At 68.5% G+C, this 15,647-nt stretch carries 12 protein-coding genes; 8 read left to right on the forward strand and 4 right to left on the reverse strand.

Annotated elements, in window-relative coordinates; genetic code table 11:
- Positions 1–70: 70 nt before the first annotated feature.
- From ACSGC5_RS01070 to ACSGC5_RS01090, 5 genes are read left to right on the forward strand one after another with little or no spacing between them, the layout of a single operon-like run.
- Positions 71–1,051, forward strand: a complete 981-nt coding sequence (locus ACSGC5_RS01070; protein ID WP_434968779.1) for a carbohydrate ABC transporter permease — start codon at positions 71–73, stop codon at positions 1,049–1,051.
- Positions 1,051–1,938: a carbohydrate ABC transporter permease gene (locus ACSGC5_RS01075; RefSeq protein WP_434968780.1), complete on the forward strand. Its 888-nt coding sequence runs from the start codon at positions 1,051–1,053 to the stop codon at positions 1,936–1,938. The genes ACSGC5_RS01070 and ACSGC5_RS01075 overlap by 1 nt, the downstream gene beginning before the upstream one ends.
- Complete coding sequence (yicI, locus tag ACSGC5_RS01080) at positions 1,938–4,199, forward strand: alpha-xylosidase (RefSeq protein WP_434968781.1); 2,262 nt, start codon at positions 1,938–1,940, stop codon at positions 4,197–4,199. Before ACSGC5_RS01075 ends, yicI begins: the two co-directional genes overlap by 1 nt.
- Positions 4,196–5,686 carry a GH1 family beta-glucosidase gene (locus tag ACSGC5_RS01085; RefSeq protein ID WP_434968782.1) on the forward strand — a complete coding sequence of 497 codons (1,491 nt, stop codon included), beginning with the start codon at positions 4,196–4,198 and terminating at the stop codon, positions 5,684–5,686. Before yicI ends, ACSGC5_RS01085 begins: the two co-directional genes overlap by 4 nt.
- Positions 5,687–5,733: 47 nt before the next feature.
- Positions 5,734–6,027 (forward strand): GNAT family N-acetyltransferase, encoded by a 294-nt coding sequence (locus ACSGC5_RS01090; protein ID WP_434968783.1) that lies wholly within the window; start codon positions 5,734–5,736, stop codon positions 6,025–6,027.
- An 18-nt stretch (positions 6,028–6,045) separates the two neighbouring features.
- On the opposite strand, the gene ACSGC5_RS01095 is transcribed toward ACSGC5_RS01090, so the two are convergent.
- Genes ACSGC5_RS01095 through ACSGC5_RS01110 form a run of 4 tightly spaced genes read right to left on the reverse strand, consistent with a single transcriptional unit; the run spans position 6,046 to position 10,144 of the window.
- A complete protein-coding gene (locus ACSGC5_RS01095) occupies positions 6,046–7,008 on the reverse strand; it encodes an alpha/beta hydrolase (RefSeq protein ID WP_434968784.1) in 963 nt (320 codons plus the stop codon).
- A 3-nt stretch (positions 7,009–7,011) separates the two neighbouring features.
- A complete protein-coding gene (locus ACSGC5_RS01100) occupies positions 7,012–7,836 on the reverse strand; it encodes a carbohydrate ABC transporter permease (RefSeq protein ID WP_434968785.1) in 825 nt (274 codons plus the stop codon).
- Positions 7,833–8,789: a carbohydrate ABC transporter permease gene (locus ACSGC5_RS01105; RefSeq protein ID WP_434968786.1), complete on the reverse strand. Its 957-nt coding sequence runs from the start codon at positions 8,787–8,789 to the stop codon at positions 7,833–7,835. The genes ACSGC5_RS01100 and ACSGC5_RS01105 overlap by 4 nt, the downstream gene beginning before the upstream one ends.
- A 5-nt stretch (positions 8,790–8,794) precedes the next feature.
- Positions 8,795–10,144: an ABC transporter substrate-binding protein gene (locus ACSGC5_RS01110; protein ID WP_434968787.1), complete on the reverse strand. Its 1,350-nt coding sequence runs from the start codon at positions 10,142–10,144 to the stop codon at positions 8,795–8,797.
- A 234-nt stretch (positions 10,145–10,378) separates the two neighbouring features.
- On the opposite strand from ACSGC5_RS01110, the gene ACSGC5_RS01115 reads away from it, so the two are divergent.
- From ACSGC5_RS01115 to ACSGC5_RS01125, 3 genes are all read left to right on the forward strand, one after another.
- A complete protein-coding gene (locus ACSGC5_RS01115; RefSeq protein ID WP_434968788.1) occupies positions 10,379–11,425 on the forward strand; it encodes a LacI family DNA-binding transcriptional regulator in 1,047 nt (348 codons plus the stop codon).
- 79 nt (positions 11,426–11,504) lie between these two features.
- Positions 11,505–12,659, forward strand: coding sequence for an exonuclease SbcCD subunit D (locus ACSGC5_RS01120; protein ID WP_434968789.1), 1,155 nt, complete (start codon positions 11,505–11,507; stop codon positions 12,657–12,659).
- Positions 12,656–15,646, forward strand: coding sequence for an AAA family ATPase (locus tag ACSGC5_RS01125; RefSeq protein ID WP_434968790.1), 2,991 nt, complete (start codon positions 12,656–12,658; stop codon positions 15,644–15,646). Before ACSGC5_RS01120 ends, ACSGC5_RS01125 begins: the two co-directional genes overlap by 4 nt.
- Position 15,647: the final 1 nt, after the last annotated feature.

Raw genomic sequence — 15,647 nt, forward strand, 5'->3', positions numbered from 1 at the left:
AGCCCCCGCCCCCACCGTGCCACTTCCCCGGCCGGCCGCCCGGCCCCCCATCCACCCGAGGAATCGGAACATGACCGCAGCAGTCCCCTTCGTCCGGCGCAGCCGGACCCCGCGGCTCCCTCCAGAGGAGCCCCTGATCCCCCAGCGGGGACGCGCCCGCTCCGGTTCGTACTGGCTCTATCTGCTGCCGGGACTCGTGCTGCTGCTGGTGGTCGTGATCATCCCCCTGGTCTGGAACTTCTACCTCACGTTCACGGAGTGGCGCGGCATCCGCCCGCCGATCTGGATCGGACTGGAAAACTGGGCCGCGCTGATGCAGGACCAGAAGTTCTGGACGTCCTTCGGCAACAGCATCTGGATGATCGTCGCGATGGTCGTCGTGCCCACCGTCATCGGACTGATCCTCGCTGCGGTCCTCTTCGACCTCGTCGGCCGGAAGTTCGGGGGCCGCTTCGCGAGCTTCCTGCGTGCGACCTATTACCTTCCGCAGATCCTGCCGGTCGCCGTAGCCGGTATCGTCATCGGCTGGATCCTGCGCCCCCAGGATGGTGCGCTGAACACGATCCTCGAGAACATCGGCCTGGGCTTCCTCGCCCACAACTGGCTGGGAAGCCCCGACACGGCTCTGCCCAGCATCATGGTCGTCCTCATATGGGTGCAGATCGGGTACCCGGTCGTCATCTTCATGGCGGCGCTGCAGCGCGTGGACCCCGAGCTGTATGAGGCGGCCGAATTGGACGGAGCGAACTGGTTCCAGCGATTCCGCGCCATCACGGTCAGCATCATCCGTCCCGAGATCTATGTCGTGACCCTCACCACGACGATCGCTGCGCTGAAGGTGTTCGGTCCCGTCTATGTGCTGACCCGCGGTGGCCCCGGCACCTCCACGATCGTCCCCGCCTATTACGCCTACTCCGAGTTCTTCCAGGCTCAGCAGGTCGGCTACGGCGCCACGATCGCCACGGCGCTCACTCTCGTCATTGGCGTCATCGCCGTCGTGTTCATCCGGGCCCAGACGGCCTCGGAGCGCAAGGAAAGGGCGGGGCTGTGATGGCGACCGCAACCATGACCACCCCCGGAGCCAGAACGCCCCGGCGTCGTCGAGGCGGCATGAACACGCCGCGCGGGATCGACTGGCTGATGGTCGCGTTCGTCGTCATCGGCGCGCTGCTGGTCGTCGCGCCGTTCTATCTGATCATCGTCAACTCGTTCAAGTCACCCGCGGAGTATTCCAACAGCGGGCCGCTGTCGATTCCGACGGAGTTCTACGTCGACGGCCTCGTCGCCTTCTGGGAACGGGTCAACTTCCCCGAGAAGCTGTGGAACTCCTTCTTCGTCTCGGGCGCCGTGGCCGTGCTCGCCGTCCTCATCTCGATGCTCAACGCGTTCGCGATCGGGATCGGCCGCGTCCGCGGACGGAGCTGGATCGTGCTGCTGTTCCTGCTGGCGAACCTCCTGCCGCAGGAGGCGCTGCTGTACCCGCTGTACTACATGGCCAAAGCAGTCGGGCTCTACAACACCGTGTGGTCGGTGATCATCATCTTCACCGTCATCCAGGCTGCCTTCGGGACGTACCTCCTGGCATCCGTCTACGGCACCTTCCCGAAGGAAGTGCTCGAGGCGGCATCCATGGACGGCGCCTCCCGGTGGCAGATCCTGTGGCGGGTCGTCTTCCCGATCAGCAGGCCGACCCTCTCGGTGCTCCTGATCTTCTTCTTCATCTGGACCTGGAACGAGTTCCTCATCCCGTTGACGTTCCTCGTCTCCAACGCGACCCAGACGGTACCGGTCGCCATCAGCGTCCTGCAGGGCGACCGTCTCATGGACGTGACCACCACGAGTGCGTCGGCGCTGCTGGGCATCCTTCCGACCCTCCTCTTCTTCCTCATCTTCCAGCGCACGCTGACACGCGGCATCACGGCAGGAGCAGTCAAGTAATGAGATTCACCGACGGGTTCTGGCAGTTGCGCCCGGGCGTCACCGCGCTGTACGCGCAGGAGGCCTACGACATCTGGCAGGCCGTTCACCCCCAGGACGGCGACGCTCTGACCGTCACCGCTCCCACCGTCCGGATCGCCAAACGCGGCGACGTCCTGAACCGGCCGACCCTCACCGTCACGCTGTCCTCGCCGCTCGAAGGTGTCGTGCGCGTGCGGATCGCCCACCACGAGGGCGGGCACTGGCACGGCGGGTTCGCGCTCCCGGGTGCGACCGGCGGCGCGGGGACGGCTGTCGTGACGGATGCCGAAGGCACCCTCTCGACGGGAGCCCTCACCGCGCGAGTGACCCACGGTGCCCCGTGGTCGCTGTCCTTCGAGGTCGACGGCGTGCCCGTCACCGCGAGCGGACACAAGTCGGCCGGCTACATCCGTCTGGCGCCCGATGCCGACGTCGCGCACGGTGTGGCAGGAAACGCGCGCACGGGGCTTGCCGCCCCGGCATCCGACACCTACGTACACGAGCAGCTCGACCTCGGCGTCGGGGAGCTCGTGTACGGCATGGGCGAGCGGTTCGGCCCGCTCGTCAAGAACGGGCAGTCGGTGGAGATCTGGAACGCCGATGGCGGAACCTCCAGCGAGCAGGCCTACAAGAACGTCCCGTTCTACCTGTCCAACCGCGGCTACGGCGTGCTGGTCAACGACCCCGGACACGTGTCGTTCGAGGTCGGCTCGGAGGCTGTCGAGCGCGTGCAGTTCTCGGTGCCCGGCGAGGTCCTCGAGTACTTCGTCATCGCGGGACCGACCCCGGCCGACGTGCTCGGTCGCTACACCGCGCTCACCGGTCGCCCCGCGCACGTGCCGGCGTGGTCGTACGGGCTGTGGCTGTCGACCTCGTTCACGACCGACTACGACGAGCAGACCGTGACCTCGTTCATCGACGAGATGGCTCGGCGTGAGCTGCCCGTCTCGGTGTTCCACTTCGACTGCTTCTGGATGCGCGAGTTCAACTGGTGCGACTTCGAGTGGGATCCGCGGGTCTTCCCCGACCCCGACGGTATGCTCGCGCGCCTGCACGAGAAGGATCTGCGCGTGTGCGTGTGGATCAACCCCTACATCGCGCAGCGCTCGCCGCTGTTCGCCGAGGCCGCTGAGCAGGGATACCTGGTCACCCGTCCCGACGGATCGGTCTGGCAGTGGGATCTGTGGCAGGCCGGTATGGGGCTCGTCGACTTCACCAACCCCGACGCGACAGCGTGGTACCAGTCGAAGCTGCGCCGCCTCATCGACCAGGGGGTGGATGCCTTCAAGACCGACTTCGGCGAGCGCATCCCCCTCGATGTCGACTACTTCGACGGCTCCGACGACGAGCGGATGCACAACCTCTACACGCAGCTGTACAACCGCGCCGTGTATGACGTGCTCGCGCAGGCCCGGGGAGAGGGCGAGGCCGTGCTGTTCGCGCGGTCGGCCACGACCGGCGGACAGTCGATGCCGGTGCACTGGGGCGGAGACTCGACCTCGACGTTCACGTCGATGGCCGAGACGCTGCGCGGTGGGCTGTCGCTGGCGATGAGCGGCTTCGCGTTCTGGAGCCACGATATCGGCGGGTTCGAGGGAACCCCCGACCCGGCGGTGTTCAAGCGCTGGACCGCGTTCGGCCTCCTGAGCTCGCACTCGCGCTTCCACGGCTCGGAGTCCTACCGCGTGCCGTGGGCTTTCGATGAGGAGGCCGTGGACGTCACGCGGCTGTTCACGCGGCTGAAGATGCGGCTCATGCCGTACCTGTTCCAGGTGGGTCAGGATGCGGCATCCACGGGTCTTCCCGTCATGCGCCCGATGCAGCTCGAGTTCCCGGGCGACCCGGCCGTCGCCTACCTGGACCGTCAGTACATGCTCGGCTCCGACATCCTCGTCGCGCCCGTCTTCAGCGCCTCGGGTGAGGTGAGCTTCTACCTCCCGCCCGGAACCTGGACCCACCTGCTGACGGGGGAGCGGGTCGAAGGCGGCGGATGGCGCACCGAGGTGCACGGCTTCGACAGCCTGCCGCTGTACGTGCGGCCCGGCGCAGTGCTCCCGTGGGGTGCTCGGGACGACCGTCCCGACTACGACTATCTCGACGGACTCGCGATCCGCGTCTTCCCGGGGGGAGAGGGGATTGCTAGCGTCACCATCACGAACCCCGACGGTCACACCGAGACCTTCTCGGTCGACCGCGCCGCCGTCACCGAGCACGGACCGGTCGACGGGGAGCGCGCATGACCCCCGATGACGCACGCCTCAGCACGAAGGACACCCCCACGATGATCGGTTCCGCCGACTACCGGGATTCCGGTCTGGTCTTCCCGCAGGACTTCACGTTCGGTTCCGCGACCGCCTCCTACCAGGTCGAGGGCGGGTTCGACGAGGACGGGCGCGGTCCCTCGATCTGGGACACGTTCAGCAAGACGCCAGGCAAGGTGTGGAACGGCGACACCGGGGATGTGGCGTGCGACCACTACCACCGGTGGGAGAGCGACCTCGATCTGATGGCCGAGCTGGGTCTGGACGCCTACCGGTTCTCGATCGCGTGGCCGCGGATCGTGCCCACCGGTCGCGGAGAGGTCAACCCCGCGGGACTCGACTTCTACTCGCGCCTGATCGACGGACTGCTCGCGCGGGGCATCAAGCCGGTCGCGACGCTCTATCACTGGGACCTGCCGCAGCCGCTCGAGGATGCCGGCGGCTGGGCGAACCGCGCGACGGTCGACGCCTTCGAGGAGTACGCGCGGGTCGTCGGGGAGGCCTTCGGCGACCGGGTCCACACCTGGACGACCCTGAACGAGCCGTGGTGTTCGGCGTACCTCGGGTACGGCCAGGGTGGTCATGCTCCGGGCCGCCATGAGCCGGCCGCCGCGTTGGCTGCCGTCCATCACCTCAACCTCGCCCACGGTCGCGCCCTGCAGGCGCTGCGCGCGACCTCCACCGGCGACCCGCAGTACTCGGTGACGTTGAACTTCCACGTGCTGCGCGGCGAGGGCGAGCGTGCGTCGGAGGCGATGCGCCGGATCGATGCGCTCGCCAACCGGGCGTTCACGGGACCCATGCTCCGGGGGGAGTACCCGGCGGATCTGCTGGAGGATACGGCGTCGGTCACCGACTGGTCGTTCGTGCACGACGGCGACCTCGCCGACATCCACCAGCCGATCGATGTGCTCGGGGTGAATTACTACTCCACCGCGACCGTCCGGATGTGGGATGGCATCTCTCCCAAGCAGCAGAACGACGGGCACAAGGGCGCGGAGGGCGGCACCGCGTGGCCGGGCAGCGACCAGCTCGTCGAGTTCGTGGAGCAGCCCGGGCCGTACACCGCGATGGGGTGGAACATCGCTCCGGAGGGTCTCGAGGAGCTTCTCGTGTCGTTGCACGAGCAGTTCCCTGAGCAGCCGATGATGGTCACCGAGAACGGCGCGGCCTTCGACGACGCCGTGGCAGAGGACGGCTCGGTGCCCGACCCCGAGCGTCTGGACTACCTGCGGCGCCACTTCACCGCAGCCCATCGCGCAATGGCCAGGGGCGTGGACCTGCGCGGTTACTTCGTGTGGTCGCTGCTGGACAACTTCGAGTGGGGCTACGGCTACGCCAAGCGCTTCGGCATCGTGCGGGTCGACTTCGACACCCTCGAACGCACCGTCAAGGACAGCGGGCGCTGGTACCAGGAGCTCGTGCGTACACGGGTGCTCCCCGCGTCGCGCCCGACGACGTCATGAGGCGCAACACCGGCCGCGGGCTGGTCCCGCAGGCGTAGCCTGGGGGCATGAGCGAGACACGGTTCGCGAACGAGACGGATGCCTCCCGCTACACGCTGCACGTGGGCGATGACCTCGTCAGTGCGCTCGACTACAACGATGACGGCCGCTCGATCGCCCTGACGCGCGCATACACCGTTCCGACCTTCCGGGGGCACGGGTACGCCGCCGAGATCGTCGCGCGTGCCGTCGCCGAACTCGAGGAGCGCGGCGACCGCGAGGTGATCCCGGTGTGCTGGTATGTCGCTGAGTGGTTCGACCGGCACCCCGAGCACGCCGGCATCCTCAAGCCCCGCGTCTGAGCGTCCGATCGGGCGCCGTCAGGCGGGAACGCGCGCCGCGGCGAGTTGCCGCGTGAGCCACTGGACTCGAGCCGCTCGAGCCTGCTGGGAGAGAACCGCCTCCGGAGCCAGCGCATCGAACCCGTGCACGCCGCCGGCCCACACGTGCAGTTCAGCCTGTCCGCCCGCCGCCCAGATGCGTTCGGCGTAGGCGATGTCCTCATCGCGGAACGTCTCGGCACTGCCCACGTCGATGAATGTCGGCGGCAGTCCCGAGAGATCCTCCGCCAGGGCGGGGGAGGCGTAGGCAGAGATCTCGCCTGGTTCATCGCCCAGGTACGCCGACCAGCCCGTATGGTTGGCCACGCGATCCCACGCACCCCTCCCCGCCATCTGGTGACCGGATGCCGAGTCGTTGCGCGCATCCAGCATGGGGCACAGCAGCATCTGCGCGAACACCGCTGGCCCTCGCCGGTCGCGGGCCAGCAGCGCGGTCGCCGCAGCGAGCCCCCCGCCGGCGCTCACGCCGTGGAGCACGATCCGATCGGGATCCATGCCCAGCGAGGCCGCGTGCTCCGAGATCCAGGACAGGCCGGTGTACACATCCTCGACGGCCGCAGGAAAGGGGTGCTCGGGGGCCAGCCGATACGTCACCGACGCGACGGCGACCCCCGTCTGCGCGGCGAAACGCGCGAGGGCCGGCAGTTCGTCGTACGGGGTGCCGACGATCATGCCTCCGCCGTGGGCGTGGAACAGCACCGGCAGCGCCCCGTCGCGGGCCACCGGCCGCAGCAGAACCACCTCGGTGGCGGGGTGCCCGGCACGGGCGGCCAGATGCACCGTCAACTCGAACGCGCCCGACATCGTCATATCGTCGAGGCTCGGGCGCACGGCCCGTTCCCGAAGTGCGGTGATCTCGTGAGGGTGCAGTGTCGTCACGACATCCGGCGTCGATGCCAGCACCTGCTGGAGCTCGGGATCGATCGGGGGAGGTGTGCTCACCGCTCAGCCTTTCACGGAGCCCTGAAGCAGCGCCGAGACGAACTGACGCTGGAAGATCAGGAAGACGATGAGGGTCGGGGTCAGGATCAGCAGCGAGCCGGCGCACAGCAGCGGGATGTCGGTACCCCACTGCCCCTGGAACGCGCCGAGAGCGCCCGCCATGGTTCGCTTCGTCGGGTCGTCCACCAGCACGATCGCCAACAGGAACTGGTTCCACGTCCACAGGAACAGCAGGATCCCGAGCGAGGAGATCGCCGGCAGCGAAAGCGGAACGTGGATGCGCCAGAACAGCTGCCAGGTGGTCGCGCCGTCCATCCGGGCCGCCTCCGACAGGTCCTGGGGCATGTTCACGAAGTGCGCGCGCATCCAGGTGACGGCGAACGGCATGAACAGCCCGATCAGCGGCAGGATGATCGCCCAGCGCGTGTTGAGCAATCCCATGTCGCGGATCTGGTAGTACAGCGGCACGATGACGCCCTCGAAGGGCAGCGTCAGGCCCAGCAGGAACACGATGAACACGATGCGTCCGCCGACCGGACGCAGGTGTCCGAGAGCGAAGCCGGCCAGCGTGGCGATGATGATCGCGATTGGAACCACGCCCAGCTCGATGAGGATGCTCGACCACAGCAGGGCGGGCATGTTGGCTGCGTTGAAGGCGAGGAGGAAGTTCTCCCAGTGCGGCGTCTCCGGCAGGCTCAGGCCACTGGGATAGGTGCCGGGCTCGTGGAGCGCTGTCACGAACAGGCTGATGAACGGGACGATCGTCACGAGCATCATGAACACGAGCAGGATCCGGCCGAGCCACTTCTCGGTCGTCGAGACGATCATCCGTCGCGTCCTCTCAGTAGGCGTTGCAGCGGCAGCACGACCAGCAGCACGAGCGCCATGAGCGCGATACCCAGCGCCGAGGCGGTGCCGATCTCGCGCTCGAAGAAGGCCAGGTAGTAGATCTGCAGTCCCGGCACCAGAGTCGCGTTGCCCGGGCCGCCCTGCGTGGAGATGTAGATGATGTCGAAGCTTGCCAGCGCGGCGATGACGGTGATCGTGATCGCCACGGCGAGCTCCTGGCGCAGGCTCGGCAGGGTGATCGAGACGAACTCGCGCACCGGGCCGGCGCCATCGATGCGGGCCGCCTCATAGAGGTTGGGGTCGATCTTGGTCATTCCCGCCAGGAGGAGCAGCAGACAGAACCCGAACTGCACCCATGCTCCGATGACGCCCACGGCGGGCAGCGCCGTGGCGAAGTCGCCGAGCCAGGCGCGCGTGATCCCGCCGAGTCCGATCGCTCGCAGCAGCTGATTGACCAGACCGTCGGTGGCCAGCAGCCAGGTCCACATGATGCCTGCCGCCACCAGAGGGATCACCTGCGGCAGGAACAGGACGGTTCGGGAGACCCCGGCCAGACGCGAGGCGGCGATGCCGCGGATGATGTTCGCGGCGAACAGAGCCAGAACGACGGGGATGATGCTGAAATACAGGATCAGCTCGAACGAGTTGAGGATGGAGCCGACCAGCTTCGGGTTGGTGAAGACCTCGACGTAGTTGTCGAACCCGGCCCACGTCGCGGGGCCGATACCGTCCCAGTGATACAGCGAGTACTGCGCCGTCCGCCCGATCGGCAGGAGGACGAAGGTGACGTAGAAGAACGCGGCGGGAACCACGAGGAGGTAGATCCCCGCCGCGTTCCGAAACCGACGCGCGGGCTGCGTCGGGGTTCGGGGGAGTTTCGTGGCGGGGGCCGCGCCGGCGCGCGGCGCGGCCCCCGTGGGACGAGAGGTCATGAGCGTTACTCGCTCACTTCCTGCTCATAGTCGGCCTGCACGTTGCTGAGCAACGTCGCCGCATCCTCTTCACCGGCGGCAAGGCGCTGGACGTTCGGAGTCCAGCTCTGGGCGTAGATCGACCCGGTCGCGTTCGCGATGAAGTCCATCGCTCCGTTGACCTCGTTGATCGTGTTGCCCGCGGCCAGGGTCGCTGCGGTGACCGAGTCGGGGTCGACCTCGGGCATGAACGCGTCAGCGGGACCCATGGGGTGCGAGCCGCCGACCTCGACCGTGATGGTGCGCGCCGTCTCGTCGGTCGCGATCCAGTTGAGGAAGTACGCCGCGCAATCCGGGTGCTCCGCGCCGGCCGCGATGCCGTAGGTCAGCGGCGCGGACATCGCGCCCATCTGGCTGCTGCCCTCGAGCGGCGGCATCAGGAAGAAGCCGGCGTTGCCGGGCATCTGGGCGTCGAGGTTTCCGGACTCCCAGTCGCCGCTGAAGACGAACACGCTCTCGCCGCCGATGAACCGGCTCATCATCTGCGAGTAGTCGAGCGAGTTGATGTCGGGCGCGAAGTACCCGGCATCCACCCACTTCTGCAGGTGCTCGGCAGCGGCAAGGTTCTCGGGAGTGTCGATCGTGGCTCCGGGAGCCTGGAAGATCCAGTCGTTGATCGGCGCGGTGGGCCCGTATGACGCCATGAGGGCCTGGAGCGGGAAGAGCAGTCCGCCGGTAGCGCCGCCGTTGAACTGAGCCATCGGGGTGAGTCCGGCGTCCTTGGCCGCCTGCAGGTAGGAGTCGAACTCTTCGAGGGTCTGAGGAGGCTCGTCCATACCGATCTGCGCGGCCAGCTCCTTGTTGTAGAACACGCCGGTCATGGAGAAGTTCAGACCCATGCCATAGAGCGGGCCGGTTCCACGGCGGCCGTCCTCGTCCACCCGCAGCTGCTCGAGCTGCGACTCGGGCCAGTCGACCCAGCCGTAGGCCTCGGCGTACGGGTCGAGATCGAGCAGGAGACCGCCCGAGGCGAGCTCGGACATCTGCGGCAGGCGCATGAGGTCCGGCGGCGAGTCCTGCAGGACGCGGGGCGCGTTCTGCGTGATGACGGCGAACTGGTCCTCGCGGATGTCGAACGTGACGTTCGGGTGCTGGTTGGTGAACTCGGCGGCGAGCTCCTTGGGGAGGGGGAAGCCCGTCTCGATGTACATGTCGAGGACGACGTCATCGGTGCCGCATCCTGCGGCGGGGTCCACCGAAGCGGCGGAGGTCGGGGCGCTGTCGCCGCCGGGCGGGGCACAGGCGGTCAGCGCCAGGCCTGCGGCTGCGCCGACGGCGAGGATCGCGAGGGCTCGGGAGCGTGGGACTCGAGACATCGGTGTCTTCCTTCCGGTTGCGGGGAGGTACGGCGACGGCGCCATGGCTGTGTAACTTTCTGCGTCCGCGGAAGCGGATGCGGCATCCCTCGTCGTGCTAAATCGGATTAGCAAGGCCATCCTCCGTCACATCCACCGTTCTGTCAACCGCGGCGACCATACATCCCCGCGCACGGCCCGCGCGGCTCTCTCTGGCCCGGCGCTCTAGGATGCTGCGAACGAAGGAGATTCGTCGTGAAATCGAAGCGCGTGACCCTCGCCGATGTTGCTGCGGCGGCCGGGGTGTCCCGGACGACGGCTTCGCTCGTGCTGTCGGACCGCGGCGACGAACTGCGCATCTCGGAGGCGGCGCAGCAACGTGTGCGCCGCGTCGCCTCAGAGCTGGCCTACCGCCCGAACATCCTGTCATCGGCGTTACGCGGTGGGTCCAGCCGCACGATCGGTTTCGTCTCCGACACCGTGGCCACGTCACAACTCGCCGGTGACCTCATCAAGGGCGCTCTCGAGCACGCGCACCGTAGCGGCTACATGCTCTTCATCGGTGAGACCGAGGGTGCCCCCGATGAGGAGCGCCGGCTCGTCCAGGGGATGATCGATCGTCAGGTCGATGGGCTCATCATCGCGTCGATGTTCACCCGTGTGCGTGCGCTGCCGGCGGGCGTTGACCCGCGCAGCGCGGTCCTGCTGAACGCGCTGCCCGAAGACGGTGCCGCGGGGAAGGTCCCCGCTATCGTGCCCGACGAGTATTCCGCCGGACGCGCGGCGGTCGACGTGCTCCGGGCGGCGGGGCACTCCCGCATCCACCTCTTGGGTGCCGGTCCCGGCCTCGACGACGTCCCCGTGCAGACCGTCGCCGGAACCGAGCGGCTGCGGGGAATCCTCGATGCGCTGGCCGATGACGGTCTTGAGCCCGCCAGCGCCCGGCTCTGCTCGGTGTGGCTGCCCGAAGACGGGTGGGCGGCCACCCGGTCCCTCCTGGACACGGGTGCGCGCGGCGAGGCCCTCATCACCTTCAACGACCGCCTCGCCTTCGGTGCGTACCAGGCGATCCAGGAAGCCGGACTGTCGATCCCCGGGGATTTCTCGATCGTCTCGTTCGACGACCACCAACTCGCGAGCTGGCTGCGGCCACGGCTGACGACCTTCGCGCTGCCGCACTACGAATTGGGTGCCCTCGCGCTCCAGGTCTTGCTCGAGAACGACCCCTCGGAATGGGGGAGCATCCGGCGGGTGCCGATGCCGCTGCGCTCACGCGAGTCGGTGGCTGCTCCCGGGGCATGATCAGTCTCCGCGCCTGTCTCGTAGCCGCATCCCCGTGAGTCTTGGAACGGATGTCGGAGGCGCGCCGTAGCGTGTGAATATGCGCATCCTGCACACCTCCGACTGGCACATCGGGAGGTCGTTTCACGGCCACTCGACGCTGCCCGCGCTGCGCGAGGTGCTCGCCGCACTCGTCGGCCAGGTACGGGAGAACGCTGTCGATCTCGTCATCGTCGCGGGCGACGTCTTTGACTCCTCCACGCCACCCGCTGAGTGCTACACGCTCCTCACCGATACTCTCTCCGCACTGGCCGGCGCCGGAGCCACCGTCGTTGTGACCAGCGGCAACCACGATTCGGCGGCCCGGCTGGGGTTCCAGTCCGCTCTCCTGCGCGAGGGTATCCACGTCCTCACCGATCCTGCCCGCCTGAATGCCCCGGTCACGCTGGCCGACGCGGATGGACCCGTCCACGTCTACGGCATCCCCTTCCTCGAACCGGCGCTGCTGCGACGGGTGTGGCCCGGGGAGCCGCTGCGCACGCAGCACGACGCGATCGCCCATGCGATGCGGCTCATCCGTGCAGACCTCGCTACGCGGGGCGGCCGGTCGATCGTCGTGTCGCACTGTTTCACCGCGGGCGTCGATCCCACTCCCGGCCTCGAGCGAGACATCCAGCAGGGCGGACTCGATGTCGTCCCCCTCGCCGAGTTCGACGGCATCGACTATGTCGCTCTCGGGCACATCCACGGGCGCCAGCAGCTCGCGCCCTCGGTCCGCTACGCCGGCGCGCCCCTGCACTACAGCTTTGGCGAGGCCGACAAGCCCCGCGGCTCGTGGCTTGTCGATATCTCGGCATCCGGTGAGGTCTCGGCAGCCTGGCTCGATCTGCCGATTCCGCGCCGCCTCGTCACGATCCGGGGGACGCTCGATGAGCTGTGCTCCGCCGCCGAACACGAGCACGCCGCGGCCGCGTGGGTGCGCGCCGAGTACACGGATGCCACGCCGCAGCGCGACCCGTTGCGCCGGCTGCAGGAGCGCTTCCCGTTCTGCGCGTCGATCGTCCATGCGCCGCGACGGCAGCTCGATCACGATGGAAAGACGTACGCCCGTCGTGTGCGCGCCGCACGAACGGATGCCGACCTCATCGACGCCTTCCTCTCGCACGTCCGCGAGGGTGAGGGCGCAACCGATGCCGAGTCATCGTTGATCGCGCAGCTGCTGGAGGATCGCACCGTCGCGGAGGCCCTCGCGTGAGGATCCACCGGGTACAGATCGAAGGCTTCGGTCCGTTCCGCGAGGCGCAGCAGGTCGATTTCGATGCTCTGGCTCCGTCCGGTGTGTTCGTGATCGCGGGCCGGACGGGTGCGGGCAAGTCCAGCATCCTCGACGCGATCTGCTTCGCCCTCTACGGGACGGTCCCCCGCTACGACGGAGCCGAGCGCCGGCTGCGCAGCGATCACTGCGGCCCGGACGACCCGACGCGGGTGACCATGGAGTTCACGGCGGGAGCCGATCGATGGCGCATCACCCGTTCGCCGGACTACGAGCGCCCCAAGCGCCGCGGCACGGGCATGACCGTCGTCGCGGCGGATGCGTTGCTGGAGCGGCTGGAGGGGGTCGCTGCCCCGGATGGAAGCGGTGCAGAGCACTGGGTCGGCTACGCGGCGGGCCCGCGAGACGTGGGTCACGCCATCGACGACGTGGTCGGTCTTTCCCACCAGCAGTTCCTGCAGGTGATCCTGCTCGCGCAGAACAGGTTCTCGCAGTTCCTGCTGGCAGGAAACGCCGACCGGCAGCGGGTGCTGCGGACGTTGTTCGGAACGCAGATCTACGAGGACTACGAGAAGCGTCTCGACGAGCGTCGGCGAGAGTCCGAGCGTGAGCAGGAGCGGGATGCCGAGCATCTCGAGCGCCTTCGTCGTGAGCTCGAGACCCTCGGACGCGACTCGGGGTGGCTTCCCGAAGAGACGCCGATCGATCTCGAACGGATGGCGGCGCGCGCCGCCTATGACCTGCAGACCCGCGAGGAAGCTGTCGACCGCGCCGACGCGGCGCTGGCTGCCGCCGAAGCCGAGCATGCCCGCCTGCGGGCCGTGCGCGAACAGCAGCAGCACCGCACGAGCGCACGCGAACGTCTCGCGGCTCTGGAGCTCGAATCCGACGCGCTGGCGCCCGATCGCGCGCGCCTCGAGCAGGCCAGGGCCGCCGAACACCTGCGCGCGCCGGTGGAGCAGGCTCGCCGGGCCCATGCCGATGCCGACTCGGCCGGCAGTGTCGAGACGACCGCCGTTGCGGATGCCCCTGCCGATCTGGACACGGGACTCGATGTCGATGCCCTCGTCTCACTTGCACAGCACCTCACTGGCGAGATCGCGCGGTGGCAGGACGTGCAGACCGTCGAGCGGGGACTGGCGGCTGACCGTGACGAGGCCGACCGGGTCGCGAGCGAAAGACAGGCGTTGCGGGCGGCGTTGGCCGCGATGCACGATCACCGCGTCGACGCACAGGATGAGTTGACGCGTCTGGGCGAGCAGATCGAGCGGCTGTCCATCGCGGCCGCGATGCTCGAGGCGGCACGCACCGAGAGCGACGACGTGGCAGCCCGGCTCACGGCCGCGCGCGAGGCCGATGCATCAGCGCAAGAGCTCGCCCAGGTGACCGCTGATCGCCTGGCGGCATCGCGCGGGGTCGAGGATGCGGTAGCAGCGTGGGGACTGCTCATGCGGCGGCGCCTGGCGGGGTTCGCCGCGGAGCTTGCCGCAGAGCTCGATGACGACGAGCCCTGCCCCGTGTGCGGCTCGGTGGATCATCCCGCGCCCGCCCCGAGCGAGCACGACCCGGTCACGGATGCGGCGCTGGCCGAGGCGGAGGCCGCCCGCGATCGAGCCCTCGAATCCGACCGAGAAGCCGCTGCCCGCCACGCGGACGTCGCATCGCGCGTCGAGGCTGCCCGGGGCCGGGCGCGGGGAACCGTCGACGAGCTGGTGGAGAGGGAGCGCGACGCGCGCGCCCGGCTCCAGGCGGCCGAAGAGGCCGCGCACGCCCTGAGCGATGCCCGTCGTCGCCGTACGGAGCTCGATGCGCGCGAGGCGGATCTGCAGCGGGAGATCGACCATGCATCAGCCCGCATCGTTGACCTCGACACCGCGCACGCGGTGGTCTCGGGGCGCATCGAGCAGGCCGAGCACGCTGTCGCGGCTGCTCGAGGAACGTTCCCCACCGTCGAGGCCCGAATCGCCGACGCGCATGCGCGCCGCCACGCCGCCCAGCAGATCGCTGACGCACGTCGCGCCCACGCGGTGGCCCTCGATCGAGTTCGCGAGGCCGACCGCGCCCTCGACGAGGCAGTGGCGGGATCCACGTTCCCGGATGCCGAGTCCGCGCGTGCCGCATTGCTGTCGCCGGCTCAGTTCGAGGCGCTCGCCGCACGACTGACCGACCACGACGCCGCGATGAGGATCGCGAAGGAGCGGCTCCTCGAGCTCGAACTTCACCTTGCCGACGCGCCGGAAGAGCTCGTCGACATCGACGCGTCACTGCACTCGGCGGCGCAGGCCCGCGAGGCGTGGCAACGCGCGGTGGCCGAGCTCGCGACGGTTCGCGAACGCGTCGCGCGTTTCGGCGACCTGCGGGCAGCCGTCGAGGCTCTCGACCGGGACGGCGAGGTGCGCCGCGAACGCCACCGGACGCTCGTGCGTCTGGCGGACACCCTCGCTGGGCGTGCCCCCAACACGATGCGGATGACGCTCGAGACGTTCGTCCTGGCGGCCGAGCTCGAAGAGATCGTGGCAGCGGCCAACCTTCGTCTTTCCGATATGTCGGACGGCCGCTATCGCTTGGAACACACCGACGCCCTGGCGCGTCGCAATGCCGCCTCCGGGCTCGGGCTCCACATCCACGACGCGTACACCGGCCGTACCCGCCCTCCGCAGTCGCTGTCCGGGGGTGAGACGTTCCTCGCGTCCCTTGCCCTCGCGCTGGGACTCGCGGAGGTCGTCACGAGCCGGTCCGGCGGCATCCGTCTGGACACGCTCTTCATCGACGAGGGGTTCGGATCACTGGATGCCGAGACGCTCGATCTCGCCCTGCGAACCCTCGACGAGCTGCGCTCGGGCGGCCGCACGATCGGCGTCATCAGCCACGTCGAGGCAATGAAGGAACAGCTTCCGATCGGCATCCTGGTCGAAGCGACCCCCTACGGCCCGAGCGTGATCACCGAGGCGGTGCCCCACCTGCTCTGAC

The sequence above is a fragment of the Microbacterium sp. bgisy207 genome, assembly GCF_965345035.1.
Taxonomy (GTDB): domain Bacteria; phylum Actinomycetota; class Actinomycetes; order Actinomycetales; family Microbacteriaceae; genus Microbacterium.

Excerpts from the sequence above, each read along its gene's own strand:
- ACSGC5_RS01105 (WP_434968786.1), bottom strand. The coding sequence starts at position 8,789 with ATGACCTCTCGTCCCACGGGGGCCGCGCCGCGCGCCGGCGCGGCCCCC.
- ACSGC5_RS01100 (WP_434968785.1), bottom strand. The coding sequence starts at position 7,836 with ATGATCGTCTCGACGACCGAGAAGTGGCTCGGCCGGATCCTGCTCGTG.
- yicI (WP_434968781.1), top strand. The coding sequence starts at position 1,938 with ATGAGATTCACCGACGGGTTCTGGCAGTTGCGCCCGGGCGTCACCGCG.
- ACSGC5_RS01075 (WP_434968780.1), top strand. The coding sequence starts at position 1,051 with ATGGCGACCGCAACCATGACCACCCCCGGAGCCAGAACGCCCCGGCGT.
- ACSGC5_RS01110 (WP_434968787.1), bottom strand. The coding sequence starts at position 10,144 with ATGTCTCGAGTCCCACGCTCCCGAGCCCTCGCGATCCTCGCCGTCGGC.
- ACSGC5_RS01085 (WP_434968782.1), top strand. The coding sequence starts at position 4,196 with ATGACCCCCGATGACGCACGCCTCAGCACGAAGGACACCCCCACGATG.
- ACSGC5_RS01070 (WP_434968779.1), top strand. The coding sequence starts at position 71 with ATGACCGCAGCAGTCCCCTTCGTCCGGCGCAGCCGGACCCCGCGGCTC.
- ACSGC5_RS01120 (WP_434968789.1), top strand. The coding sequence starts at position 11,505 with ATGCGCATCCTGCACACCTCCGACTGGCACATCGGGAGGTCGTTTCAC.
- ACSGC5_RS01090 (WP_434968783.1), top strand. The coding sequence starts at position 5,734 with ATGAGCGAGACACGGTTCGCGAACGAGACGGATGCCTCCCGCTACACG.